A 23,300-nucleotide genomic window follows, 5' to 3' on the forward strand; every position below is an offset into this window, starting at 1 on the left:
GAGGCCAACCGCCTCAAGCGCGGTCGCAAGGGCGACCGACCTCCCGGCCTGGACGCCGAATGCCACCGCAACTTGCGGTGGCATTACGGACCGGCGCGCGCCGGGGCAGCTACGAAGGCGTCCTCGATGTCGCCTCGATCAGAATCTGGCTCAGCACCCCAAATGAGCCACAGGACACACCTTAGGGCGGTGGTCAGCCCTTGATCGCCGCGGTGAGCTGGTCGATGAACCCCTGCTCGGCTCCGGAGATCCCCTTGGCGCCGTCGGATATCGCGACGGCGATCTCGATCAGCCACTGCCCGTAGGCGTGCACGTCTTCTTCGGTTCCCTTGGAACGAAGCAGGGCGATGGCCGCCGGAACCTTGACGAGCGCCTCCGCGATGGCCTCCTCCGGCGTCGAGCCGTCTGTTTCACCCACCGGAGTGCGAGTCGCGAGCTTCCTGATGAGCTCGTTGCCGTGCTGCTCGGCTGCCACGAACACCTTGCCGCCCGCGTAGAGCTCCTTGGCCATCCCGATGATGCCATCAGCTTCGGCCTGCGTCGCCGCCCACGTCACCTGCCTCGGCGCCTGCAGTAGCTGGTCCAGCTCATCCTCGGAAAACGCCTGGTGGTCTGTCACGGTTCACCTTTCTCTGTACGAAAGCGCGTTGACGATGATCGCATAGAGAAACTCACAGCTACCGTCAAATGGCCATACGTCCATAAAAATTAGTTCCTGATGGGGATTTGAGCCGTTGAGGCTTTTCCGTCCCGAAAGCCGTGGTCACGATGGGTTTGCGGAGAGCGGTGGCGAATGCGAGGAAATGCCCGATAAGTAATCATTCGACCAAGATTGGATGCCCCAATCGGTCCCGAACGCCCATAAGCAGTGACGCCGGGGGCCAGCTCAGCGCTGGCGGTTTTCCACGATTTGTCGAGATAAGCCGGCAGATGCCAGCCGGTGCGCGGGCACGAAGAGCTCGTACTCGGGCTGCTGCGCAAGCACGGCCCGCTCAGCCGGGGCGAGCTCGGCAAGCTCTGCCAGCTCTCCCGCACCACCCTGTACGACATCCTCGCCGGGCTGGCCGCCCTCGGCGAGGCGATCTGGGGCGCCACCGCCGGCGACCGGGACGTGCTCTACCTGCGCCTGTCCCACGGAGTCGGCGGCGGCCTGGTGGTCGGCGGCGTGCTGCACCGGGGCGCGTACGGTCTGTCCGGCGAGTTCGGCCACATCACGGTCGACCCGGACGGCGCGCCCTGCGACTGCGGCGGCGCCGGCTGCCTGGAAACCGTGGCCTCGACAAGAGCCGTGCTGGACGCCTACCGCGCCGCGGGCGGGCGGGCCGACGACGTGCCTGAGCCGGTGAAGGCGATCAGGGCGGGCGACGGCACGGCCCTGACCCTCCTGAAGGACGTCGGCGGCGCGATCGGCGGCGTGCTCGCGGCCGTGTGCAACGCGATCGGCCCCTCCGCGATCGTGGTCGGCGGCGAGCTGGCGGAGACCGGCCCCGCGCTGATCGAGCCGGTCGAGCAGGCGCTGCGCGCCCGGGTCATGCCGGTCTCCAGACACCGCGTCAGCCTGCGCCGGGCCACGCTCGGCGAGGCCGCGGGCGCCCTCGGCGGCATCGCCCTGGTGCTGCACGAGTCCCCGCTGCTGTCCCGCTACCCCGCGGGCCCCGATCTCGCGCCCGACCTCCTCGAGGACACCAAGCAGAGGCAACCATGACTCGGCTCACCACGCCGGCCCAATCCCCGGCGGTGCGGCGCGCCCCCAGATGTCCCCAGCGGGCCGGGCCCGAGCATGGCGAAGAACTCTCCGTCGCGTACGCCCAGGTCGATGCCGTCGACGGCCGTGACGGGTCCGAACTCCTTACGCAGCCCGACGGCCGTCTCGCTCATATTCATGAACATAAATGCGCATCCCGGACAAAGCCATGGTCCGCAACAGAACGCAAGTCAACGCAAGAAATAAGCAGATTCGCGAAACTACTTCACAACACCTTGTGCATCGGTGTGCGGACGCCTACTGTCGCCTCACCCCCCGAGAGAAACGAGCACCGGATGCCACGCACGGTCCTGGCTGTCTTATGCGCGGCCGCGACGGCCCTCGCCGCCTCCCCGGCCCACGCCTCTTCCGGCCCCGCCCCCGTCGTGACGCGGGCGGCCCTCGATCCGATGCTCGTCGCGGGGCGGGGCGCCGCCGTGGACTTCCTGGAGCAGGAGGCGGAGAACGCCGTCACGAACGGCACGGTCATCGGCCCCGACCGCGGCGCGTACACGCTGCCCGCGGAGGCGTCGGGCCGGAAGGCGGTGCGGCTGGCGCCGGGGCAGCACGTGGAGTTCACGCTGCCGCGCGCGGCCGACGCGATCACCGTCCGCTACAGCATCCCCGACGCGCCCGGCGGGGGCGGCATCACCGCGCCGCTCGACGTCACGGTCAACGGCAAGGGCCGCCGGACCATGACGCTGACGTCCCAGTACGCGTGGCTGTACAACCAGTACCCGTTCTCCAACGACCCCGGCGCCGGCCTGCTGCACCCCGACTGGTGGATCACCGAGTGCTCGTGCGTGCCGAGCGCCACGACGCCGCCGCCCGTGATCGCGAAGCCGTTCCGCCCGAACCACTTCTACGACGAGCAGCGCCTGCTGCTCGGCCGCACGTACCGCGCGGGCGACCGGGTACGCCTCACGGCCCCCACGGGGAGCGCCGCCGCGTGGACGGTCATCGACCTGCTGGACTCCCAGCTCGTGGGACCGCCGAAGGTCAGGCTCACGGCGGCCGATGTGCTGGCGTTCGGGGCCGACCCGTCCGGACGGCGCGAGTCGTCGGACGCGTTCGACCGGGCCATCGCCTTCGCCCAGCGCAAGCGGCTGGAGGTGTACGTCCCGCCGGGCACGTACCAGGTGAACCGGCACATCATCGTGGACGACGTGACCATCACGGGCGCGGGGAGCTGGTACACGATCATCAAGGGCCATGAGGTCCCGCTCGGGAGCCCGGCGCCGGACGGCTCGGTGCACACGGGCGTCGGCTTCTACGGCAAGCCCGGCGGCAGCACGAACGTGCACCTGTCGGGGTTCGCCATCGAGGGGGACGTGCGGGAGCGCGTCGACACCGACCAGGTGAACGCGATCGGCGGCGCGATGAGCGATTCCACCATCGACGGCCTGCACATCCGGCACACCAAGGTCGGCATGTGGTTCGACGGGCCGATGACGAACATGCGGATCACGAACAACGTGATCGTCGACCAGATCGCCGACGCCGTGAACTTCCACACCGGCGTCACCGGCTCCGTCGTGTCGAACAACTTCATCCGCAACAGCGGCGACGACGCGCTGGCCATGTGGTCGGAGAAGAGCGCCGACAGCGGCAACACGTTCGACCACAACACCGTCCAGACGCCCGTGCTCGCCAACGGCATCGCCGTCTACGGCGGCAGGGACAACACGATCTCGAACAACCTCGTGGCCGACCCGGTCAGGGAGGGCAGCGCCATCCAGGTCGGCTCCCGCTTCGGCGCCGAGCCGTTCACCGGGCGGCTGCTGATCACCGGCAACACCACGGTCAGGTCCGGGACGTACGAGCTGAACTGGAACATCGGGCTCGGGGCCATCTGGTTCTACGCGCTGGAGAGGGACATCTCCGCGGACGTCCAGGTGGTCGGCAACCACTTCCTGGACAACACGTACAACGCGATCATGCTGGTGAGCGAGTGGTCGGTGAAGGACCTGTACTCGATCACCAACGTGCACTTCAAGGACATCCGGGTCGACGGGACCGGGACGTCGGTGGTGAGCGCGCGGGTGAAGGGGTCGGCGACGTTCGAGAACGTGGACGCGCGGAACGTCGGCGCGGTCGGGGTGAACAACTGCGGCTCGTTCGGCTTCCCGCCCACGGGCTCGGAGTTCGCCCTGACCGATCTCGGCGGGAACGACGGTGGCGGCGCGGCGGGGGCCTGGCTGGCGCCGTGGCTCCTGCCGAACACCATCACCTGCGACGACCGTCCGCCGGTCGTGGCGCCCCCGCCTCCGTCCCCCTGGTGACCGGGCCGGCGCGCTCGCCGCGCCGGCCCTGCCGGGGGCTCACACCTGCCGGCGCATGGCCTCCAGACCCCTGACGACGGTGGTCGTCAGGGTGCCGATCTCGGCGATGCCGATCGTCACCGTGTCGCCGTCCTGCAGCGTGAACGGCAGGTCGGGCACCAGGCTGGTGCCGGTGGCCAGCACGGCGCCGTCGGGGAAGGAGTCGGCGCGGAACAGGTAGCCCGCCAGCTCGTCGAGGCGCCGGTGCAGGCCCGACGTGGACGCCTTGCCGTCCCACACCGTCTCGCCGCCCCTGGCGATCGTGAGCGTGATGTCCAGCGCGTACGGGTCGGAGACCTCCCACACGGGACGGATCGCCGGGCCGACCGCGCACGCGCCCAGGTAGATCTTGGCCTGCGGCAGGTAGAGCGGGTTGACGCCCTCGATGGTGCGCGAGCTCACGTCGTCGACGACCGTGTAGCCCACGATCTCCCCCGCCGTGTTCAGCACCAGGCCGAGCTCCGGCTCCGGCACGTCGATCTCGGAGTCCGACCGCACCGCGATGCGCCCGCCGTCACCCGAGACCTTCCAGGCCACCGACTTGAAGAACAGCTCCGGGCGCTCGGCGTCGTAGACCAGCTCGTACACGTCGGCGGCGCGCTCGCTCTCCAGCACCCGCGCCTCGCGCGAGCGCCGGTACGTCACGCCGGCCGCCCAGACCTCCATCAGCCCGTCCACCGGCGCGAGCCGCCGCACGGAGGCGGACGGGTGCCCCTGCCCGTCGGCCCCCGCCAGCCGCTCGCGCAGCCCTTCGACCGGGAGCCGCAGCAGCTCGGCCACGGTCGTGACGCCGGCCAGCTCCACCACCTGCTCGCCGTCGTCGACGCCGACCGCGGGAGCGTCGGTCAAAGGGCTGACGAACCGTACGATGTGCATGCCTGCTCCTCATTCTCATCAGACGAGTCAGATGAGAGTCTTCCCTACCCGGCCGGGCCGGCTTCTGGTGGGTCAGATCACCTCGAAGTCGGCCATCATCGCCATGTCCTCGTGCTCCAGGTTGTGGCAGTGGAGCATGTACCGGCCGCGGTGGCCGTCGAAGCGGGCGAGCACGTCCACCACCTCGTACGGGCGCACGTCCACGGTGTCCTTCCACCCCGCGTCCGAGGCGGCGGGGGCCCGGCCGTTCCTGGCCAGCACCAGGAAGTGGGCCAGGTGGACGTGCACGGGGTGGTGGAAGTCGCTGGACAGGCGCCAGACCTCGGCGGTGCCCAGCCGGGGGCGGGCCAGCGGGACGCCGGGCCGGTAGGGGTGACCGTTGATCGTCCAGACTCCCTCCGCCGACCTGCGGAAGTCGAACCTGCGGGTGGTCACGGGCGCCACGCGACCGGGCGGGCGGGACAGCACGGCCGGTACGGCGGTGTCGTCGGCGGCCCGGCGGGCGACGACGAAGCGCATGACGTTCCGGGCGGGGCCGTCGGCGAGGGTGTTGACGAGGGTGACCGCGGTGCCGACGGGGTAGGCGGAGAAGTCGACCACCACGTCGTACCGCTCGCCCGGCGAGATCGGGAGCTCGTCGTGCGCGACGGGCGCGGCCAGCAGGCCGGAGTCGCTCCCGATCTGCGTGAACCGGCCGCCCGGCGTGAGCCGGAGCCGGTGGCGGCGGGCGTTCGAGGCGTTGAGCAGCCGCAGCCGGTAGCGGGTGGCCGTCACCTCGGCCACCGGCCAGGGCGCCCCGTTGACGAGGATCACGTCCCCCTCGACGCCTTCCATGTAGTCGCCGTCGACCGCGGCCATGTGGCCGCCCATGTGACCGGGGTGACCGCTCTCGGGCGGGCTCGGGTACCGGAAGGAACCGTCCTCGTCGAACGCCCGATCGCAGATCATCAACGGCAGCTCCCGCTCCCCTCTCGGCAGCGGCAGCGCGTCCTCCTCCTCGTCGCGCACCAGCGCCATCCCGGCCAGCCCCCGCCACACCTGCGGCCCGGTGAAGTCCATCCGGTGGTCGTGGTACCAGAGCGTGGCGGCCCGCTGCTCCAGCGGGTAGTCGTAGTCCTTCGCCCCGCCTCCGGGCGCCACGAGGTCGGTCGGGTAGCCGTCGGAGCCGGGCGGGGTGACGCCGCCGTGCAGGTGGGTGGAGGTGGGCACGCTCAGCTCGTTGCGCACGGCGACCGTGACGCGGCTGCCGCGCCGCAGGTCGAACGTGGGGCCTGGGAAGGTCCCGCCGTAGCCCAGGACCTCGGTGGTGGTGCCGGGGATGATCTCGATCCTGGCGGCCCGCTGCGTCACCTCGTAGCGGCCGGGGCGTACCGGGCGGGCGACCTCGGGGATCGGGAGCGGCACGGTGAACGGCCGGGGCAGGGTCAGCCGGCTGCGCAGCAGCTCTCCGGAGATCTCGGCGCATCCGGCGGCGGCCAGCGCGGCCCCGCCCAGCACCCCGAGGAACCCCCGCCTGGTCAGGGCGCTCATGCGGCGCTCGGGCGGTCCGCGCCGGCGCCGCGGCGGTAGGACCGCCAGGTCCAGACGGTGAAGACGGCGGACAGCCCGAAGATCGCCATGCCGATCGGGAAGTGCAGCCCCAGCGCCCGCCACTGCCCCAGCGCCACCTGCGCCGTCTCCAGCGCCACGAGCCCCAGGCTGGCCGGCGCGGGCCATCCCGGCCCCCTTCCCGGCCGCCACAGCAGGACGGCGGCCACCAGTTGCAGGTAGAGCAGGCCGTGCGTGAACCCGGCGTTGTTCTGGTGCCAGGTCAGCAGATCGACGTCGCCGGTGACGAAGAGCCCGGCCAGCGCGGCCTGCCCGAGCACTCCGGCCAGGTGCCCGGTGGCGAGCACCCGCAGCGACCAGACGATCCAGCCGGGCGGAGGGGAGGGTGATGCGGTCATGCACGGAATGCTCCAGGCAGGCCCCCCGGAGCCGCGTCCCACGCAGGAGGGCTTCCGGGCATACGCCCCGTGGGGTACGCCGCCCGTCCGGGGCCTCGAACGTACGACCGTGGGATGACACCGGGCCTGCACCAGGGCCGCGAACATACAACCGTGGGGCGACGACCGGCCCGGGCCCGGTCGCCTACCTTGTGAGCATGGACAGCCGGAGAACGGACGCCCTCGTCGCGGCGGGCGCCCTGGCGGCGATCACGGCAGGGACGTACGCGAACCTCTCGTGGACCGGCCCGCTGGAGCGTCCCCTCGACCCGATGGGCCTGACGCTGATCGTGGTCGCGTCGCTGACGCTGGCCTTCCGGCGCGCGGCGCCGCTGGCGGCGGGCGTGGTCGCGGCGGCCGCCGGGGTGATCTACTACGCGCTGCACTATCCGGGCGTCTTCGCCTCCGCGCCCGCGCTGGCCTCGATCTACACGCTGGCCTCGCTCGGCCGCCGCAAGGCGGCTATCTGGCTGTCGCTGGCGCTGGCCGCGGGGATGTACGGGCTCATGGCGATCGGCGCGGACGATCCGCCCCCGGGCAGCTGGATGGGGCTGCTGAGCGGGTGGCTGGTGGCCATGGTGGTGATCGGCCGGCTGACCGGGCAGGGCCGCGCGTACCTGCGGGCGGTGGAGCAGCGCGCCGAGGAGGCCGAGCGCACCCGCGAGGAGGCGGCGCTGCGCCGGGCCGGCGAGGAGCGGCTGTGGATCGCGCAGGAGCTGCACGACTCGCTCACCCACAGCATCTCCGTGGTCAACGTGCAGGTGGCGGTGGCCATGCAGTTACTGGAGCGCGACCCGGCGCGGGTCAGGGAGTCGCTGGTCGCGATCAAGGAGTCGGGGCACGAGGCGATGCGCGAGCTGCGGGCCACGCTGGGCGTGCTGCGCCAGAGCGAGCCGGAGGAGGCGGGGCTGTCCAAGTTGCCGCGCCTGGTCTCCAGGGCCGAGGGTGCGGGGCTGCGGGTGGCGCACACCGTGGCCGGGACGCCGTACGCGCTGCCGCCCGAGGTGGACCGGGCCGCGTACCGCATCGCGCAGGAGGCGCTGACCAACGTGCTGCGCCACGCGGGCGCCGCCACGGTCACGGTCGCGGTCGAATACGATCCGTCGAGGATCGTGCTGCGGGTGGAGAACGACGGCGAGGCGGGCACCGCCGGGCCGGGGATGGGGTTGATCGGGATGCGCGAGCGCGCGGTCGCCATCGGCGGCTCGCTCACCGCGGGCCCCCACGAGAACGGCGGCTTTGCGGTCCGCGCCGAACTGCCCGTCCGGATCCCGGCATGACGGCGTCCAACGAGGCCGACGGTGCAGGTCCCGCGGTGATCAGGGTTCTGCTGGCGGACGACCAGCCGCTGATCCGCGCGGGGTTCCGGGCGCTGCTGGAGCTCACCGACGACATCACCGTGGTCGGCGAGGCGGCCAACGGCGTGGAGGCCGTGGAGCTGGCCAGACGCCTGCTCCCGGACGTGGCCCTGCTCGACGTGCGCATGCCGCTGCTCGACGGCATCCAGACCACCCGCAGGATAGGCGCCGCCCCCGACCTCGACGGCGTCCGCGTGGTGATCCTCACGAACTACGCGCTCGACGAGTACGTCTTCGCCGCGCTCCGGGCCGGGGCCAGCGGCTTCCTGCTCAAGGACATCGAGCCCGGCGACCTGCTCCAGTCGGTGCGGGTGGCCGCCCGCGGCGACGCGCTCCTGTCGCCCTCGGTGACCCGCCGCCTCATCGAGGAGTACGTCAGCACCCCTCCCCGCCCCATTCCCGCGCCCGGCCTCGAACGCCTGACCGACCGCGAACGCGAGATCGTGACCCTGGTGGCCCGGGGCATGTCCAACGAGGAGATCGCCGAGCACCTGGTGATCAGCGGCGCCACCGCCAAGACCCACGTGAGCAGGTCGATGACCAAGCTCGGCGTGCGCGACAGGGCGCAGTTGGTCGTCGTCGCGTACGAGTCCGGCCTGGTGGTCCCGGGAACGAGCGCCTAGATCGTCAGCAGGAACTCGTAGGCGTTCAAGAGCCAGACCAGCAGCCAGAGGGCCACGGCGGGCAGCCGGGCCATCCCCCGTCCGATTCCGTCATTCAGCACGCAGCTTCACAACGCCTTTCTCTCGACGGCGAGGACAATTCCGGTGTGCCTCCCAGACCATGCCCGGCCCGGATGGTGACGTAACCGGGTGATCCAGGACGACTAGCCGTTGACCGGCTTGCCCAGGGCGCTGCCCGCCAGCCAGTCGTCCCACGACTTCGCCCACGGCGTCGGGCCGTTGCCAAAGCGCAGTTTCCGCGACGTCCCCTTGACCTCGATGATGTCCCCGCGCTGCGTGAACTCGTAGAACCAGCGGGCGTTGGCCGGGCTGGCGTTCACGCAGCCGTGGCTGACGTTGCTGTTGCCCTGCGCGCCGGTCGACCAGGGGGCGGCGTGGAAGAACGTGCCGCTGTAGGTCATCCGGACGTTCCACTTGGTGGTGATGCGATATTCGCCCGGCTTGCCGATGGTGGCCGAGTCCATGACGGTCGACGCGGCCTTCTCCTGGGCGATCATGACGCCCGACCAGCTGTCGTCCCCGGGCTTGCCCAGGCTGACCGGGATGGTCTTGACGACCTCGCCGTTCTCCCGCACGACCGCCTGGTGGGTGGCGTTGCTGACCTCGGTGATGTGCTCGTCGCCGACGGTGAACGTCAGGCTGCGATCCCTGGTGCCCCACAGGTCCCGGCCCGCCCGCAGCCCGGCCAGGTGCGCGACCACCGTGACCTTCTCGCCGACCGGCCAGTACTCGCGCGGCCTGAACTGGACCTCGCGGTCGCTCACCCAGCTCCACGCGCCCTCGACCGGCTTCGACATCCGCACCACCAGCGACTTCTCGACCGCGACCCGGTCCTTCTCGGCGGTCACGGGCTGCGACAGCAGGAGCTGGACGGGCATGCCGACGCCGACCTTCTCGCCGTCCAGCGGGGACATGCCGCTCTCCAGCACCCGCTTCGGCTTGAGCGTGGTGAACGTGGCCTGCGCCGTTACGGGCTTGCCGTCCGTGCCGGTCGCCTGCGCGCTCACCGTGTACGCGGTCGAGGGCCGCAACGGCCACCTGGGGTGCCACATCCCGTCCGCGCCGAGGGTCCCGCGGACCTCACGCCCCTTGGCGTCGGCGACGGTCAGCTTGGTGACCTTGCCGTCGGTGGCCTTGACGCTGACCCCGGCGTCCGGGGCCACCTTCTCCGTGCCGTTCGCGGGGGTGATCGACAGCTTGGCCACCGGTCCTTGCTCCTGCGACTTGCCGGGCTCGCCGGGGCCGCCGCCCGAGCCTCCGCCCGAGGTGCAGCCGGCGGCCAGGAGCAGGGCCGTGGCGAAGGTGCCGACGAGTACGGTCCGGGCGTTCCGCATCGCTAATGCCTCCCACAACCTGACAAATAGGGACATTTCACACTAGACGGTATTTCTATAGCCCGGTCCAGTTCTGCCCCGAACGACTGCGGACATGCGGCACCCCGGCCCAGGGGCTTCGTCGTGAAGGGGAGGGCCGCCGCGTGTGAGATTGCCGTGCCTTCCGCCCCGGAGAATCATGGGGCGGATGGACTACTACCTGATCTCCGGCCCCGACGGGATCCTCGTGGAGGAGTTCGCCCTCCACCAGGACTACACCGCCGCCGGCATCGACAGCGCCGTGTGGAGCCCGGAGGCCGGCAGGTGGTCCGCCTCCCCCGACCTGAGCCGCGAGCTGCGCTCCGACGCCCGGCTCCGCGCGCTGGTGACCCCGATGGGCCGGCGCGCGGCGGCGCAGGCGTACGCGCGGCTCGGCGGGGGTGAGCTGCCCGGGGAGGAGCGGCTGCGCGGGCTCTTCCGGCAGCGCCAGCCCCTGCCCACGACCGCCCCGCTCGACCTGGGCTCGTCGCCGGACGCGCACCGCTACCGCATCCTGTTCGCGGGCGACTTCGACGCGGACGGGCTGGCGAACGCCCGCGCGGCCCTGCGCCTGGAGCCCGCCGACGACCCGCGCGTGGCGGGCCGGGCGTCGGGCGACGGCTTCGCGTGGGAGCTGCGCAGGATCGGCGCGGGCATCGCGTGGTGCGTGGACGTGACCGTACGCCTCGGGAGCGGCCCGGCGGGCGTGCTCGGGGCGCTGCTGGACCACCACCGGCAGGCGATCCGCGAGCAGGGCCTGATTCCGGTCACCGTAGAACGTTTCGCCTGACTGTCACATTTTCCAGTCCTATTCCGTCTTGTCTGTGACGTACCCATCCAGTCATAGGCGGGGTGACTATGAAGGCCAGCTCACTGGCCCAGGCGCTCGACGATCGGATCGGCGGGGCCGGGTTCCTGAAGAAGGCGATGCGGAAGGTCTTTCCCGATCACTGGACGTTCCTGCTGGGCGAGATCGCGCTGTACGCGTTCGTGATCGTCCTGCTCACGGGCGTCTTCCTCACGTTCTTCTTCAAGCCGACCATGGAGGAGGTCGTCTACGACGGCGCCTACGTGCCGCTGCGCGGGGTCCAGATGAGCCAGGCGTACGCCTCCACGCTGGACATCAGCTTCGAGGTGCGCGGCGGCCTGCTGATGCGGCAGATGCACCACTGGGCCACGCTCGTCTTCCTGGGCGCCATCGTCATCCACCTGCTGCGCAACTTCTTCACCGGCGCCTTCCGCAAGCCGCGCGACCTGAACTGGCTGATCGGCGTGGCCCTGTTCGGGCTGGTGATGCTCAACGGGCTGTTCGGATATTCGCTCCCCGACGACCTGCTGTCCGGCGCGGGGCTGCGCATCCTGCACGGGGTCACGATCTCGGTGCCGCTGGTGGGCACGTACCTGGCGATGTTCCTGTTCGGCGGCGAGTTCCCCGGCGCGGACATCATCTCCCGGCTGTTCAGCCTGCACGTGCTGCTGATCCCCGGGCTGCTGCTCGTGCTCCTGCCGCTGCACGCGGTGGTGCTCACGTGGCGGCAGACGCACACCCAGTTCAGGGCCAAGGGGCTGAACGACGGGGTGGTGCGGGGCGCGCCGTTCTTCCCGGCGTTCCTGGCCAAGACGACGGTGTTCTTCCTGTGGGTGCTCGCGGTGGTGGCGGCGCTGGCCACGGTGTTCCAGATCAACCCCATCTGGCTGTACGGCCCGTACGCGCCCAGCACGGTCAGCGCGGGCTCGCAGCCCGACTGGTACATGGGCTTCCTCGAAGGCGCGCTGCGGGTCATGCCGCCATGGGAGTTCACGGTCTTCGGGCACACGGTGACCATGAGCGTGCTGATCCCGGCCCTGGGGGCGCCCGGCCTGCTGTTCACCGCGCTGGCGGTGTACCCGTTCGTGGAGCGGTGGATCACCCGGGACCACGCGATCCACCACCTGCTGGACCGGCCGCGCGAGGCGCCGGCCCGGGTGGGCCTCGGGGTCGCGGGGATCGTCTACTACGGCGTGCTCTGGCTGGCCGGCGGCAACGACGTGCTCTCCTCGACCTTCCACATCTCGCTGTACGCGACGACGTGGATCTTCCGGGTCCTGGTGGTCGCGGGGCCGGTGCTGGGGTTCGTGATCGCCCGCCGGATCTGCCTCGGGCTGCTGGCGCGCGACCGGCACACGGTGGCGCACGGGGTGGAGACCGGCGTGATCGTGCGCGGCGCGGACGGCGCGTTCACCGAGATCGAACGGCCGGTCACGGACGAGGAGTCCGCGGTGCTCGTGCCGCCCGCGCGGCCCGCGCTCCCGGTGGCGGCCGACGGCGACGTGCCTCCCCCGGCCCGCCGCCGCGTCCACGACGCGGTCCAGCGCTCCTGGTCCCGCTGACGAGGCTCGCTCGCCCTCGGGACAGCCGCAGGCGCCGTTCGTGAGGGCGGTGGCGCCGCGGGTTCGTCACGGGACGGCGACGGCGGGGATCGTGACCGGGCCGGGGAGCGGGTTGAGCACGTCCGTCTGGGACCGCCCCGGCGGGACGAGCACGTCGAGGGCCTTGGGCACCGTGCCGGGGTCCACCGAGCACAGCGGCCCGGCGCCACCCTCGGCGCAGACCCCGAACTGGTACGACTGCGGCGTCCCCGCGAACCCCCTGGCCTGGTCGGCGCTGAAGCCGTCCTGCCCGGTGAGCACCACGGCGAAGCGCCACCCGGGGCCGGGCGTCCCGAAGGCGGCCTTGGGCAGGGCGACCGTGACGGTCCGCGTCGTCCCGGACGAGCGCACGGCCGCGCCCGCCTGAGCCGTGCCCGCGGCCGTCACCCAGACCGGGGCGGCGAAGCCCTGCACCTCCACCCGCTGCGACCAGGCGTCCCCCAGGCGGTAGTTGCGCTGCGGGAACGCCGCGTCGCCCGACCGCGTGGCCACGGCCGGGTCCTGCGCGTAGACGTCGAGCAGCTGGGCGCCCAGCTGGTTGCCGAACGTCGGGGTGAGGTCGCGCAGCTCGGCCCGCAGGTAGACGGTCGTCGCGTCCGTGATCACCTGGAACCTGCGCAGGTCGAACGCCCCGGCGTGGAAGTCCCCGGCGGTCGGGTACGCGTACGTGCCGGGCCCGTTGTCGTCGCCCTCCGGGTCGGCCACGTCGAGCACGGTCGTGGCGCCCACGATGTCCCCGACGACCGTGCGCCGGGCGTAAGCGGTGCGGCCATCGGGAGCGGTGGCCGTCACGGTGAGCACGACCTCGCCGAACGACACCGGCGCCTGGGCGGTGAAGCCGCCGTCCGGCCCGGCGCGTACGGAGACGACCCGGGTGGGCGCGCCGGTGTCGACGGGCGTGGCCGCGACCTCCACCCGCGCCCCCGGTGATGTGCTGCCCTCCACGGTCGCCGACGTACCCGCGACCGCCGTGCCGTCCGCGGGGGCGGTGACGGTCAGCGGGGCCGCCTGGGGCAGGCCGCGGGCGGCGTAGCGGAGCCGTACGACGTCCGGCTGCTCGACGGGGCGGGTGGAGCCGAGCGACAGGACGAGCCGGACGACCTGGGCCTGGGCCCAGGTCAAAGGGGACGCCGAGCCCGCCGGGCCGCCGTCGCGGAACCCGATCGAGGCGGTGGCCGGGTCGGTGCCGTACGGCGAGGCGGCCAGGTCCGGGTTCTCCCACGCCTGCTCGGGGATCAGCCCGGTGCCCGACGACATGGCCCGCATGGCCGCCAGCAGCGTGGCCGCCGTCCCGGAGTCGTGGGTCTGCAACGCCTGCTCGGCCCGCTCGCCCGCGAGCACCGGCCAGAGGTGGCCGGAGCCCGTGTTGCCGGTGGGCCAGGGGCGGCCCGACGGCGCGCACGAGGTGGGGTCGGGCTCATGGCAGTCGCCGTAGCCGTCCTCGGTGCCCGCGGTGTCGGAGCCGTAGCGGTACCAGCCGGAGCCGTTCGCCGTCGTACGCCTGAGCACGCGGTCCACCACCGGCAGGCCGGCCAGCACGTCGGGGTCGTCGGCGGGCAGGATGCCGAGCCGGGTGAGCTCGAGGAAGCCCGCGTCCACCACCCTCCGCTGATCCTCGGTGGGGCCGCCGTTGCCCAGGTTGTACGACGCGGCCGCGTTCGGGTCTCCGCCGCGTGACAGTCGCAGGAAGTAGCGCGGCGCGTACGGGCCGGTGGTCGTGACCGTCCACGACTTGACCGAGCGGGCGAAGTGGTCGGCCGTGCCCCGATAGATCCGGGCCCTGGCCTGGTCGCCGGCCAGGGCGGCCAGCTCCCCCGCCGCGACGAGCCCGGCGATCTCGGCCGCGATCGTGGACGGCGAGTGGCCCGACTGCTCCTCCCACCGCTCCACGCCGAACGCGGGCCCGTGCGCCACCAGGAAGTCCGCCGCCGCCCGCACGCGCTCCCACATCCCGCTGAGCCCCGACTGGTAGGCCATCAGGATCGGGTAAGCGGTCTCGTCGAGCTGGTCGCCGCCGGAGTCGGGCGCCGGTTTGCCGTTCAGCAGCGAGTTGCGCGGCATCCGGCCGTCGGGCAGTTGCTGGCGTTCCAGCAGGAAGCGGGCGGTGTCGCGGGCCGTGGCCACGTCGCCGGCGGCGAGGAAGCCGGTGAACGCCTCGTACAGGTCGCGGGCGAACACCTCGCGGTAGGAGCCGAAGTAGACCGCCTTGCCGCCGACCAGCTCGCCCGCGCCCACCGCCTGCCCCCATGGGCTGGCCGGTGACGCCACGACCGCGCCGGGGAACGTCTTGTCCTCACTGGCCTTGAGCACGTTCGCGGACAGCCGGTAGAGGTCGGCGTGCTCGCTCGGCGGCCTGCGCAGGCGCGCGTCGTAGGCGGCCCAGCCGGACTCGTACCGGGCTCGGGTGCTCTCGAACGGCCGGGCGGCGGCCTCGCCCGCGGTCCGCAGCGCCGCGGCCCTGGTCCGCCCGAACCCGAGCGCGAACGTCACCTCGCCCCTCCCGTCGATCGGCAGCCTGGCGGTGGCGACCACGTTGCCGGCGGGGGCCTCGGTGAAGGGGGTGAGCTCGCGGGCGGCGTCGAGCTGGGCGGCGCCGTCGCCGGGCGTGCCCGTGTAGCCGACGCTCGCCTGCGGCAGCCGCCGCTCGGCCCGCAGCGCCAGGTGGGTGGGCACGGCGTAGTCGCGGGCGGGGGCGGAGGTCTCGATGTTCTCGTCGGAGATCACGGGGGCGCCGGTGGGGCCGTCGACCACGCCGGTGTCGGGGCCGCCGTTGGGCTGCCCGCCGCCGCCGTTGCCGTTGACGCTCGCGTCCAGCCGGACGTACAGCCGCAGGCCGGCGGGCTGGAGCCGGGTGCGCACCACCACGGCGTCGCGGTCGGGGTCGGTGACGTAGGTGGTGGTCAGGCGGTAGCGGCCGCTCCTGCTCGCCGAGGTGACGGTGCAGGTCATGCCGGAGCGGTCGGTGCTCACCTGGTACGTGGTGTCGCGGGCCTGCAGTTCGGTGAACGACTTGCCGTCGGTCACGACGAACTGCATGGTCTCGACGTTCGTGTTGTCGATCGTGGGCTCGTACACGTCGGACAGGACGCCGCCCGCGACGGTGTACCAGACCTTGGACGTCCTGCCGGTGGCCGTGCCCACGCAGTCCTTGCGGGCCAGGCCGAAGTGCGACGGCGTGCCGGGCGCGCCCGGCGCGGGGGCGGCGGCCAGAACGGGATCGAGCGGTACGGCGACCAGCGCGGCGGAGACGAGCAGGGCAAGGACGGACCGTCGGATCGCAGGCATGCCGGACTCCCTCCAGACCCCCGATGGGTAGAGACAAGACCAGCCCCACCCCCCTGTCAAGCCCATAGGGTCGGTCACCGCCGGGTTTCGTCATCTGTCATCTGGAAAGCGGTCTCCGGCGAACCAGGAGTGGGCGGCGGTTGTCGTACTCAGTGGAACGATCCCCGCCGGGGTCGTCACTATGGGGAGACGCGCCGGGGGCGGTGCGCGAGGGGGATCGATGGACATCGGTGCGAGGTCACGCCCGCCCTTCCTGGGCGGGGCCAGGCGTGGGACGGCCAGGACGGTCGCCACGGCGGTGCTGGTGGCGATGACCTGCGGCGCGAGCACACTGGCGGCGCCGTCCCAGGCCGCCCACGCGGCTCCACGACCGGCCGCGGCGACGAGCGCGGTGTCGAACGCCGCGTCGAGCGCGGCGGTATCCGGGGCGTGGGGCGCGGCGGCGGCCGGAGCTCAGGGCGTGGTGGCGCTGGCCGCTCCCGACGACAGGGCCGAGGTCCGGCCGCGGCCGCGGCCCCGCGTGGACTGCCGCCGCGTCAAGTGCGTGGCGCTCACGTTCGACGACGGCCCCGGCCCCTACACCGACACGCTGCTGGCCTACCTGGCCGCCTACCACGCCCAGGCCACGTTCTTCGTCGTGGGCAGCAACGTCGTGACGTACCCCAGAGTCCTGCGCCGCACCGTCGCGGCCGGGCACGAGATCGGCAACCACACCTGGTCGCACCCCGACCTGACGAGACTGTCGCCCGCCCGGGTGCGCTCCCAGCTGGGCCGCACCGACCAGGCGATCAGGGCGATCACGGGCATCGTGCCCGGCCTCGTCCGCCCGCCGTACGGAGCGATCAACGCCACCGTGCGCCGCCAGACCGGCCGCCCGATGGTGCTGTGGAGCGTGGACACCCTGGACTGGCGCTACCGCAGCAGCGCCACGGTGGCCCGCCGGGCGCTCAGGTCGGTGCGGCCCGGCAGCGTCATCCTGTTCCACGACATCCACCCGACGACCGTGCGGGCCATCCCGCGCGTGCTGCGGAAGCTGGCCCGGCGCGGCTACCGGTTCGTCACCGTCAGCCAGCTGTTCGGCGGCCACCCGCCGCGCCTCGTCTTCAACGCCGCCCCGCCTGACCTGCACTGATCGATTCCTCCGGCCAAGCGTGAACTCTTCTCGCATCCTCCGCGTATCTCCGGGTGTGAGCGGTGATCGCGCTTAGGCGCCGACCAGAAGGGATGCGTCACCGGCAGCAGGGACACCGCGTGGGCCGGCCGGGCTGCCGGCCCGCGCGGGCTGCGGGGGTCCGGCCGGTCAGCGGACCGGGGCGAGGTTCCAGGTGCGGGCGGTCTGGTCGCGGCTGCCGCTGACGGCGACCGGACGGCCGTCGAGCAGGCCCACCGCCACCGACCAGACGCAGTCGGAGTGCCCGGTGAACGGGCTGCCGAGCGGTCTCCTGGTGTTCAGGTCCCACACGCGTACCGTTCTGTCCTCGCTGCCCGTGACCGCCACGGGCGTGCCGTCGAGGTTGCCCATCGCCACCGACCAGACGACGCCGGTGTGGCCGGTGAGCGGGGTGCCGAGCTGCTTCCAGGCGATCAGGTCCCAGACCCGGGCGGTCATGTCCTCGCCGCCGGTGACCACCACGGGCGTGCCGTTCAGGAAGCCCAGCGCCACCGACCGCACCCAGCCGGAGTGGCCGGTCAGCGACCGGCCGAGCTGCTTCCTGGAGGCCAGGTCCCAGACGCGCACGGTCCCGTCGTCGCCGGTGGTGACGGCCACGGTCGTGCCGGCGGCCTGGCCGACGGTGACCGCCCACACCCCGCTCTCGTGGCCGGTCAGCGGGTCGCCGTACTCCTTGGCCGTACGCAGGTCCCAGACGCGGGCGGTGCCGTCGGTGGAGGCGGTGACGGCGACGTGCCGGCCGCCGATCCGGCCGGTCGCCACGCACTTGACGTCGCCCTTGTGACCGGCCAGGACGCGGGACGCGCCGGCGGGGAGGTCCCAGACGCGGGCGGTGTCGTCGTCGCTCGCGGTGACGGCGATCGGCGCGCCGTCGAGCTGGTCGAGGACGACCGATCTGACCCATTCGGTGTGACCGGCGAGCGGCCGCCCGATCTGCTGGGAGGTGCGGAGGTTCCACAGGCGGGCGGTCTCGTCGTCCGAGCCGGTCAGGGTGACGGGGACGCCGTCGAGGGTGCCCAGGGACACCGCCCGTACGTCGTTGGTGTGGCCGGTCAGGGGCTTGCCGAGCTCCGCGCCGAACCGGAGGGCGGGCGCGGCCGGGCGTACCGGATCCCGCTCGCGCGGCCACATCGCCACGGCCACGGCCGCCGCCGCGGCGGCCACTCCGACGGCCAGCACCGCGCGGCGGGGCACCCGGCGGGGCGGCGCGTCCTCGAAGTCAGGCGGCGAGGCGTCGGGCATGGTCAGGGTGTCGTCGCCGGTCAGGGCGCGGACCAGGTCGTCCGCCGTGAGCCGCCGCGCGGGGTTCTTGTCCAGGCACGTGGTCACCAGCGACCGGAGCGACGCGGGCACTCCGGACAGGTTGGGCGGGTCGTACAGGAGCGCGTGCAGCACCGCCGCCACCGACTCCCCGGCGAACGCCCGCCGCCCCGTCGCGGCGAACACCATCGTGGCCGCCCAGCTGAACACGTCGGCCGCCGGCCCCACCTCCCCGCCGCTCACCTGCTCGGGCGCCATGTACCCGGGCGTGCCGAACACCCCGGTCTGCGTGACAGCGTGGTCGAGGGCCCGCGAGATGCCGAAGTCGATGACCACGGGGCCCTCGGGCCCGAGGATGACGTTGCCCGGCTTCAGGTCGCGGTGGACGACTCCGGCGCGGTGGATGGCGGCCAGCGCCGTCGCCGTCGCGACCGCGAGCCGTTCCAGCCCGCCGCCGGTGCGGGGGCCGTCCTGCCTGACGGCGCGTTCGAGGGACTCGCCGCGTACGTACTCGCTCACGATGTACGGCCGGTCGGCCTGCATGCCCATGTCCAGCACCCGCGCGGTGCAGAAGGGGGCGACCCGGCGGGCGAGGTCCACCTGCCGGAAGAAGCGCCGCCGCGCCTCGGGATCGTCCGAGAGCCGGGCGTGCAGCACCTTGATCGCGACCTCGTCGCCCGACGGGCTCAGGCCCACGTAGACCACGCCCTGCCCGCCCTCGCCGAGGAACCGGACGAGGCGGTAGGCGGCGATCTGACCGAGGTGATCCCCCGATTGCGGACGCGACACTGCTTCCCTCTTCGAATCGCGCAGGAGCTTCAGCACCGGATACTACGATTCGGAAGGCCCTCGTGGATGACCCCGGAGGGCGACATAAATGGACATATTTGCCCCGGTCAGAGAAACGTCATGCGCTGTTTCCCGGTGATTCATCTCCCGGAGAGCGCGGGCGGCCCCGTACCGGACGGAGCCGCCCGCGACGTCAGGCGAGCAGGCCCGCCAGCGCCAGAGCGGGCTCCGGGTGGCCGGCCAGGAGCGCGGCGACCTCCCCGCGGCCCGGTGCCGGGGCCTGCCACGAGCCCTCGCAGCCGAGCAGCCCCGCCACCGCGTCACACGCGGCCGGATGCCCCAGGAGCAGCTCGGCCACCGGCCCCGACGCGACCGGCACTGCGGTCGCCACGGCGGCGGGACGCGCCGTCCACGGCGGCACCCAGCCGTCCACGGCGCCCAGCGTGCCGGGGAACGTGCGCCCGGCCTCGCGTACGAGCACCGGCATCAGCTCGCCCGCCTGGTCCCGCAGCGTCGTGATCAGCTTCGGCAGCCACGGCAGCAGCACCCGGTCGGGCAGCTGACCGAACGCCTTCGAGATCACCTCCACCACGAAGCCCGACAGGGTCGGGACGGGCTCCATGGCCTGGACGAACCCCAGGATGTAGAGCGGGAACGACGGGACGACCAGCGGGTTGGCCAGCAGTTCGTCGCACCGCGCCCGCAGCTCGGCCAGCGGCAGCAGCCCGAGCTGGGTCCGCGCCGCCCACAGCAGCGCCACCTTGTCCGGCGCCTCCGGATGCGACTGCTGCACGGCCAGCTCCAGCTGGGCCCGGTCGCAGCCCAGCGAGAGCGCGAGGCTCTCCATCGAGAACAGGAACCCCAGCATGGCCGCCACCTGCCGCGCCCCCGTGTCGTCGGACACGAAGGCCGTCGGCAGGAGGGTGCAGTAATGCGCGTAGCCGGAGGTCGCGAACTCCTCGCACCAGGCCGGCAGCTCCGGCTCGTGGGCGCGGTAGTAGGACATCAGCCGCCGGATCCTGCGCAGCACCTCGGGCGCGTCGTCCACGCTGCGCTCGGACGCCAGCAGCTCCACGGCCCGCTGCCCCAGCTCGTCGGCGAAGCGGCGGCTGCCGAGGAAGAGCACCGCGTCCTCGACGGCCGCCAGCGCGACGGCCGCCGTGGCCTTGGGGTCCCACACCGAACGGCGCAGCCGCTGCTCCATCACCTGCTCGATGGTGACGCCCTCGTAGCCCAGCTCGATGATCGAGCGCTGGTGCTTGCCGAACGCCAGGTCCCAGCTCTCCTGGATCGAGCGCTCCCCCAGCCCGCGCTCGCCCATGATGGGGCGGACGGCGTCCGACGGCAGCAGGTACCGCAGCATCCACAGCAGGTCGGAGCAGGGCACCAGCTCGGGGTTGGCGTTGAGGTCGAGCAGCGCCCGCTGGATCGTGCGCTTCTCCAGGTCGAGCTTGAGCGGCGCGAGCCGGTCGTACACGTCGCGGGCCAGCGGCGGCAGGGCGTCGTAGCCGACCTCGCCGACGCGGTCGCCCCCGAGCATGATCTCGCACAGCCGCCGCACGTCGCGGCGGCCCGGCACGACGTCCTTCTCGATGCAGGTGACGGCCGCGTCCTGGAAGTCGTACGGGGTGGGCCTGGCCCGGTTGCGCATGCCGGCGAGCAGGATCGAGGTCTCGAACACGGCGATGGCGTCGGCGGTGCTGGCCAGGTAGCCGTTGCGGCGGGCCAGCCGGACGATCTCCACGCTCCAGCCGAGCAGCTCGGCCTCGTCCAGCTCGTCCAGCGCGGGCGGCTTCGACAGGAACCCGGTCAGCTGGTCGGCCACCTCGCCCTGGGGGACGGGCGCGGGCAGCTTGGCCGCGCGTTTGCGCGCGCCCTTCTGCCCGGCCAGCTGGAACGGGGTCAGCTTGCCGCGGGTCAGCGCCTTGTCCCAGGTCGCCGCCGCGATCGACACGGAGCCGGAGGCCAGCCCGAACTGCGCCTCGATGGCCGAGTGGCTGGACGGGATGAGGCCGTACACCCATTTCGTGCTGGTTCGCGGGGTGATCTCGAACGTCGCCGTGGACTTCAGCCCGAACTGCTCGACGTGGCTGGCGGCGTGGAAGGCGCCGCACACGTACAGGCAGTCGGCCGGGTCGGCGCCCGAGGTGGCCAGGTGCTCGCGCATCCTGGTCCACATGTAGCGCTCGCGGTCCTCGTCCACGGTCCGCCGGCCGCCGTCGCGGTCGAGGCGGCGGAACAGGCTGCCGATCAGCACCATGACCTGGCGGTAGGTGTCGTAGTCGGCACCCGACAGCGGCTGCTCGACGTACTGGTCCCACCACTCGGACCAGTGGCGCACCTTGCCGTGGTGCAGCAGGTGCTCCTCCAGCTCGGCGAAGCGCGGGCGCAGGTCGCCGAGCTCGACGCCCACCGCGTCGCCGTGCAGGCCGGCCTCTTCGGCGTGCTCCTTCTTGCCGGGCTCCTCCTTCGGCGCCCACTGGAAGACGTGGTCCGTCGAGCGGTCGACCAGCACCAGCTCGACGCCCGGGGTCTCCAGCGCGTACGAGATGGCCTGGTACTCGGCGGACGCCTCCGTGATGGGCGCCACCACGCTGAGCGGCGCCCACGACGGCGGGAAGCCGTCGATGTCGGTCGCGAACGCCTGCACCGCCACCGGCAGCCGGCAGTTGCGCAGCTCGGTCAGCAGCGGCCGCAGGTCCTCGCAGAGCTCCAGGTAGATGACCTTCGGCTGCTTCTCGCGCAGCCTGCGCACCATCGCCAGCGCCGAGGCCGGCGAGTGGTGGCAGACCGGGAAGATCTCCAGCTCCTCGCGCAGCGCCCGGTCCACGTCGTCCACCAGGCCGGACAGGATGTCCGACACGGCCACGGGACTGCCGGCGAACGCGCCGGCGGCGTCGAGGAGCTGCTCGCGGAGCGCGCCGAACGGGCTCGTCTGGCCGGTCATGAGAGGGTGGCGATGGCCTCGCGGCCGCCCTCGAGGAACTCCGGCCACTCCCCGCCGTCCTTCTTGCTGCGGGGCTCGACGACGCCGTGCCAGTACTTGTTGAGGATCGCGAGGTCCTCGGGGCTGCGCCGGGCCAGCGAGCTGACCAGCGAGCCGGCGAGGGTCTGCGCGCGCAGCACGCGGTCGCCGAAGAAGTTGCTGTGCAGGATGGCGTCCTCCAGCACGCCGATCTGCTCGGCCGTGGACAGCGCCGACTCCAGCTTCTCGTCGTCGCTGGTGGCCGACGCGGCGGCCGAGCGCAGGTCGGCGAAGCTCTGCAGCAGGATGTCCAGCAGCGTCGGCGGCAGGTCGAGCTCGATCTTGTGCCGGCGCAGCAACTCCTCGGTGCGGAAGCGGACGATCTCCGCCTCGCTCTTCTTGTTCGTCACGACGGGGATGCGGACGAAGTTGAAGCGGCGCTTGAGGGCCGAGGACAGGTCGTTGACGCCCCGGTCACGGCTGTTGGCGGTGGCGATGATGGAGAAGCCGGGCTGGGCGAAGACGATGTTGTCGTCGTCGAGCTCGGGGATGGAGACGTACTTCTCCGACAGGATCGAGATCAGCGCGTCCTGCACGTCGCTGGTCGAGCGGGTCAGCTCCTCGAAGCGGCCGATCACGCCCGTCTCCATCGCCGTCATGATCGGCGAGGGGATCATCGAGTCGCGGGACTGGCCCTTGGCGATGACCATGGAGACGTTCCAGGAGTATTTGATGTGGTCTTCCGTCGTGCCCGCCGTGCCCTGGACCACGAGGGTGGAGTTGCGGCAGATGGCCGCGGACAGCAGCTCGGCCAGCCAGCTCTTGCCGGTGCCCGGGTCGCCGATCAGCAGCAGGCCCCGGTCGGAGGCCAGGGTCACGATGCTGCGCTCGACGAAGCTGCGGTCGCCGAACCACTTCTGGGAGATCTCCCGGTCGAGCCCGTCGGAGCGCTCGGAGCCGAGGATGAACAGCCTGATCATGCGGGGGCTCAGCCGCCACGAGAACGGCTTGGGGCCGTCGTCGATCGACTCCAGCCAGTCGAGCTCCTCCGCGTACTTCACCTCTGCGGGGGCGCGCAGCATGTCGTCACTCATGGGTGAAA

The 23,300-nt window shown here is 72.3% G+C and carries 16 protein-coding genes; 7 read left to right on the plus strand and 9 right to left on the minus strand.

The features are described from left to right. Positions 1 to 193 precede the first annotated feature (193 nt). A complete protein-coding gene (locus AB0L65_RS44975) occupies positions 194 to 619 on the minus strand; it encodes a hypothetical protein (protein ID WP_364259349.1) in 426 nt (141 codons plus the stop codon). A 321-nt stretch (positions 620 to 940) separates the two neighbouring features. Between AB0L65_RS44975 and AB0L65_RS44980 the strand changes: the two genes are divergently transcribed. After that, positions 941 to 1,705, plus strand: coding sequence for an ROK family protein (locus AB0L65_RS44980; RefSeq protein ID WP_364259352.1), 765 nt, complete (start codon positions 941 to 943; stop codon positions 1,703 to 1,705). A 335-nt stretch (positions 1,706 to 2,040) separates the two neighbouring features. After that, positions 2,041 to 4,026, plus strand: a complete 1,986-nt coding sequence (locus AB0L65_RS44985) for a glycosyl hydrolase family 28-related protein (protein ID WP_364259355.1) — start codon at positions 2,041 to 2,043, stop codon at positions 4,024 to 4,026. Between the two features lie 39 nt (positions 4,027 to 4,065). On the opposite strand, the gene AB0L65_RS44990 is transcribed toward AB0L65_RS44985, so the two are convergent. The 3 genes from AB0L65_RS44990 to AB0L65_RS45000 all read right to left on the minus strand — a co-directional run bounded on the left by AB0L65_RS44990 (position 4,066) and on the right by AB0L65_RS45000 (position 6,887). Continuing rightward, complete coding sequence (locus AB0L65_RS44990) at positions 4,066 to 4,941, minus strand: fumarylacetoacetate hydrolase family protein (protein WP_364259358.1); 876 nt, start codon at positions 4,939 to 4,941, stop codon at positions 4,066 to 4,068. 72 nt (positions 4,942 to 5,013) lie between these two features. Next, positions 5,014 to 6,471, minus strand: a complete 1,458-nt coding sequence (locus AB0L65_RS44995; protein ID WP_364259361.1) for a multicopper oxidase domain-containing protein — start codon at positions 6,469 to 6,471, stop codon at positions 5,014 to 5,016. After that, the gene (locus tag AB0L65_RS45000; protein ID WP_364259364.1) at positions 6,468 to 6,887 is read right to left on the minus strand and encodes a hypothetical protein; all 420 of its coding nucleotides are present in this window, start codon (positions 6,885 to 6,887) and stop codon (positions 6,468 to 6,470) included. Before AB0L65_RS45000 ends, AB0L65_RS44995 begins: the two co-directional genes overlap by 4 nt. Before the next feature lie 197 nt (positions 6,888 to 7,084). Between AB0L65_RS45000 and AB0L65_RS45005 the strand changes: the two genes are divergently transcribed. Both AB0L65_RS45005 and AB0L65_RS45010 read left to right on the plus strand, forming a co-directional pair. Beyond that, entirely contained in the window at positions 7,085 to 8,206 is a 1,122-nt protein-coding gene (locus AB0L65_RS45005; protein ID WP_364259367.1) for a sensor histidine kinase, read from the plus strand. Positions 8,207 to 8,241: 35 nt separating this feature from the next. Continuing rightward, a complete protein-coding gene (locus tag AB0L65_RS45010; RefSeq protein ID WP_364259679.1) occupies positions 8,242 to 8,907 on the plus strand; it encodes a response regulator transcription factor in 666 nt (221 codons plus the stop codon). A 203-nt stretch (positions 8,908 to 9,110) separates the two neighbouring features. Here AB0L65_RS45010 and AB0L65_RS45015 read toward each other — a convergent pair whose 3' ends face one another. Further along, positions 9,111 to 10,301, minus strand: coding sequence for an Ig-like domain-containing protein (locus tag AB0L65_RS45015; RefSeq protein ID WP_364259370.1), 1,191 nt, complete (start codon positions 10,299 to 10,301; stop codon positions 9,111 to 9,113). Between the two features lie 187 nt (positions 10,302 to 10,488). Here AB0L65_RS45015 and AB0L65_RS45020 point away from each other — a divergent pair, with 187 nt between their 5' ends. Both AB0L65_RS45020 and AB0L65_RS45025 read left to right on the plus strand, forming a co-directional pair. Beyond that, on the plus strand, positions 10,489 to 11,109 hold the full coding sequence (locus tag AB0L65_RS45020) for a hypothetical protein (RefSeq protein WP_364259372.1): 621 nt from the start codon (positions 10,489 to 10,491) through the stop codon (positions 11,107 to 11,109). Positions 11,110 to 11,177: 68 nt separating this feature from the next. Beyond that, on the plus strand, positions 11,178 to 12,689 hold the full coding sequence (locus AB0L65_RS45025) for a cytochrome b N-terminal domain-containing protein (RefSeq protein ID WP_364259375.1): 1,512 nt from the start codon (positions 11,178 to 11,180) through the stop codon (positions 12,687 to 12,689). Between the two features lie 66 nt (positions 12,690 to 12,755). On the opposite strand, the gene AB0L65_RS45030 is transcribed toward AB0L65_RS45025, so the two are convergent. Next, positions 12,756 to 16,013, minus strand: coding sequence for a glucodextranase DOMON-like domain-containing protein (locus AB0L65_RS45030; RefSeq protein ID WP_364259377.1), 3,258 nt, complete (start codon positions 16,011 to 16,013; stop codon positions 12,756 to 12,758). 220 nt (positions 16,014 to 16,233) lie between these two features. On the opposite strand from AB0L65_RS45030, the gene AB0L65_RS45035 reads away from it, so the two are divergent. Then, positions 16,234 to 17,145 carry a polysaccharide deacetylase family protein gene (locus AB0L65_RS45035; RefSeq protein WP_364259380.1) on the plus strand — a complete coding sequence of 304 codons (912 nt, stop codon included), beginning with the start codon at positions 16,234 to 16,236 and terminating at the stop codon, positions 17,143 to 17,145. Between the two features lie 168 nt (positions 17,146 to 17,313). Here AB0L65_RS45035 and AB0L65_RS45040 read toward each other — a convergent pair whose 3' ends face one another. From AB0L65_RS45040 to AB0L65_RS45050, 3 genes are all read right to left on the minus strand, one after another. Continuing rightward, on the minus strand, positions 17,314 to 19,233 hold the full coding sequence (locus tag AB0L65_RS45040) for a serine/threonine-protein kinase (RefSeq protein ID WP_364259383.1): 1,920 nt from the start codon (positions 19,231 to 19,233) through the stop codon (positions 17,314 to 17,316). Positions 19,234 to 19,426: 193 nt separating this feature from the next. Further along, positions 19,427 to 22,180 carry a DUF5682 family protein gene (locus tag AB0L65_RS45045; RefSeq protein WP_364259386.1) on the minus strand — a complete coding sequence of 918 codons (2,754 nt, stop codon included), beginning with the start codon at positions 22,178 to 22,180 and terminating at the stop codon, positions 19,427 to 19,429. Then, positions 22,177 to 23,292: an AAA family ATPase gene (locus AB0L65_RS45050; RefSeq protein WP_350736798.1), complete on the minus strand. Its 1,116-nt coding sequence runs from the start codon at positions 23,290 to 23,292 to the stop codon at positions 22,177 to 22,179. The genes AB0L65_RS45045 and AB0L65_RS45050 overlap by 4 nt, the downstream gene beginning before the upstream one ends. Positions 23,293 to 23,300: the final 8 nt, after the last annotated feature.

It is taken from the genome of Nonomuraea sp. NPDC052116 (assembly GCF_040680035.1).
In the GTDB taxonomy this organism is placed as follows: domain Bacteria; phylum Actinomycetota; class Actinomycetes; order Streptosporangiales; family Streptosporangiaceae; genus Nonomuraea; species Nonomuraea angiospora_A.

What these genes read in the sequence shown, in the direction of transcription:
- AB0L65_RS44985 (WP_364259355.1), top strand. Translation starts at nt 2,041, where the DNA reads ATGCCACGCACGGTCCTGGCTGTCTTATGCGCGGCCGCGACGGCCCTC.
- AB0L65_RS44990 (WP_364259358.1), bottom strand. Translation starts at nt 4,941, where the DNA reads ATGCACATCGTACGGTTCGTCAGCCCTTTGACCGACGCTCCCGCGGTC.
- AB0L65_RS44995 (WP_364259361.1), bottom strand. Translation starts at nt 6,471, where the DNA reads ATGAGCGCCCTGACCAGGCGGGGGTTCCTCGGGGTGCTGGGCGGGGCC.
- AB0L65_RS45000 (WP_364259364.1), bottom strand. Translation starts at nt 6,887, where the DNA reads ATGACCGCATCACCCTCCCCTCCGCCCGGCTGGATCGTCTGGTCGCTG.
- AB0L65_RS45005 (WP_364259367.1), top strand. Translation starts at nt 7,085, where the DNA reads ATGGACAGCCGGAGAACGGACGCCCTCGTCGCGGCGGGCGCCCTGGCG.
- AB0L65_RS45015 (WP_364259370.1), bottom strand. Translation starts at nt 10,301, where the DNA reads ATGCGGAACGCCCGGACCGTACTCGTCGGCACCTTCGCCACGGCCCTG.
- AB0L65_RS45020 (WP_364259372.1), top strand. Translation starts at nt 10,489, where the DNA reads ATGGACTACTACCTGATCTCCGGCCCCGACGGGATCCTCGTGGAGGAG.
- AB0L65_RS45025 (WP_364259375.1), top strand. Translation starts at nt 11,178, where the DNA reads ATGAAGGCCAGCTCACTGGCCCAGGCGCTCGACGATCGGATCGGCGGG.
- AB0L65_RS45030 (WP_364259377.1), bottom strand. Translation starts at nt 16,013, where the DNA reads ATGCCTGCGATCCGACGGTCCGTCCTTGCCCTGCTCGTCTCCGCCGCG.
- AB0L65_RS45035 (WP_364259380.1), top strand. Translation starts at nt 16,234, where the DNA reads ATGGACATCGGTGCGAGGTCACGCCCGCCCTTCCTGGGCGGGGCCAGG.
- AB0L65_RS45045 (WP_364259386.1), bottom strand. Translation starts at nt 22,180, where the DNA reads ATGACCGGCCAGACGAGCCCGTTCGGCGCGCTCCGCGAGCAGCTCCTC.
- AB0L65_RS45050 (WP_350736798.1), bottom strand. Translation starts at nt 23,292, where the DNA reads ATGAGTGACGACATGCTGCGCGCCCCCGCAGAGGTGAAGTACGCGGAG.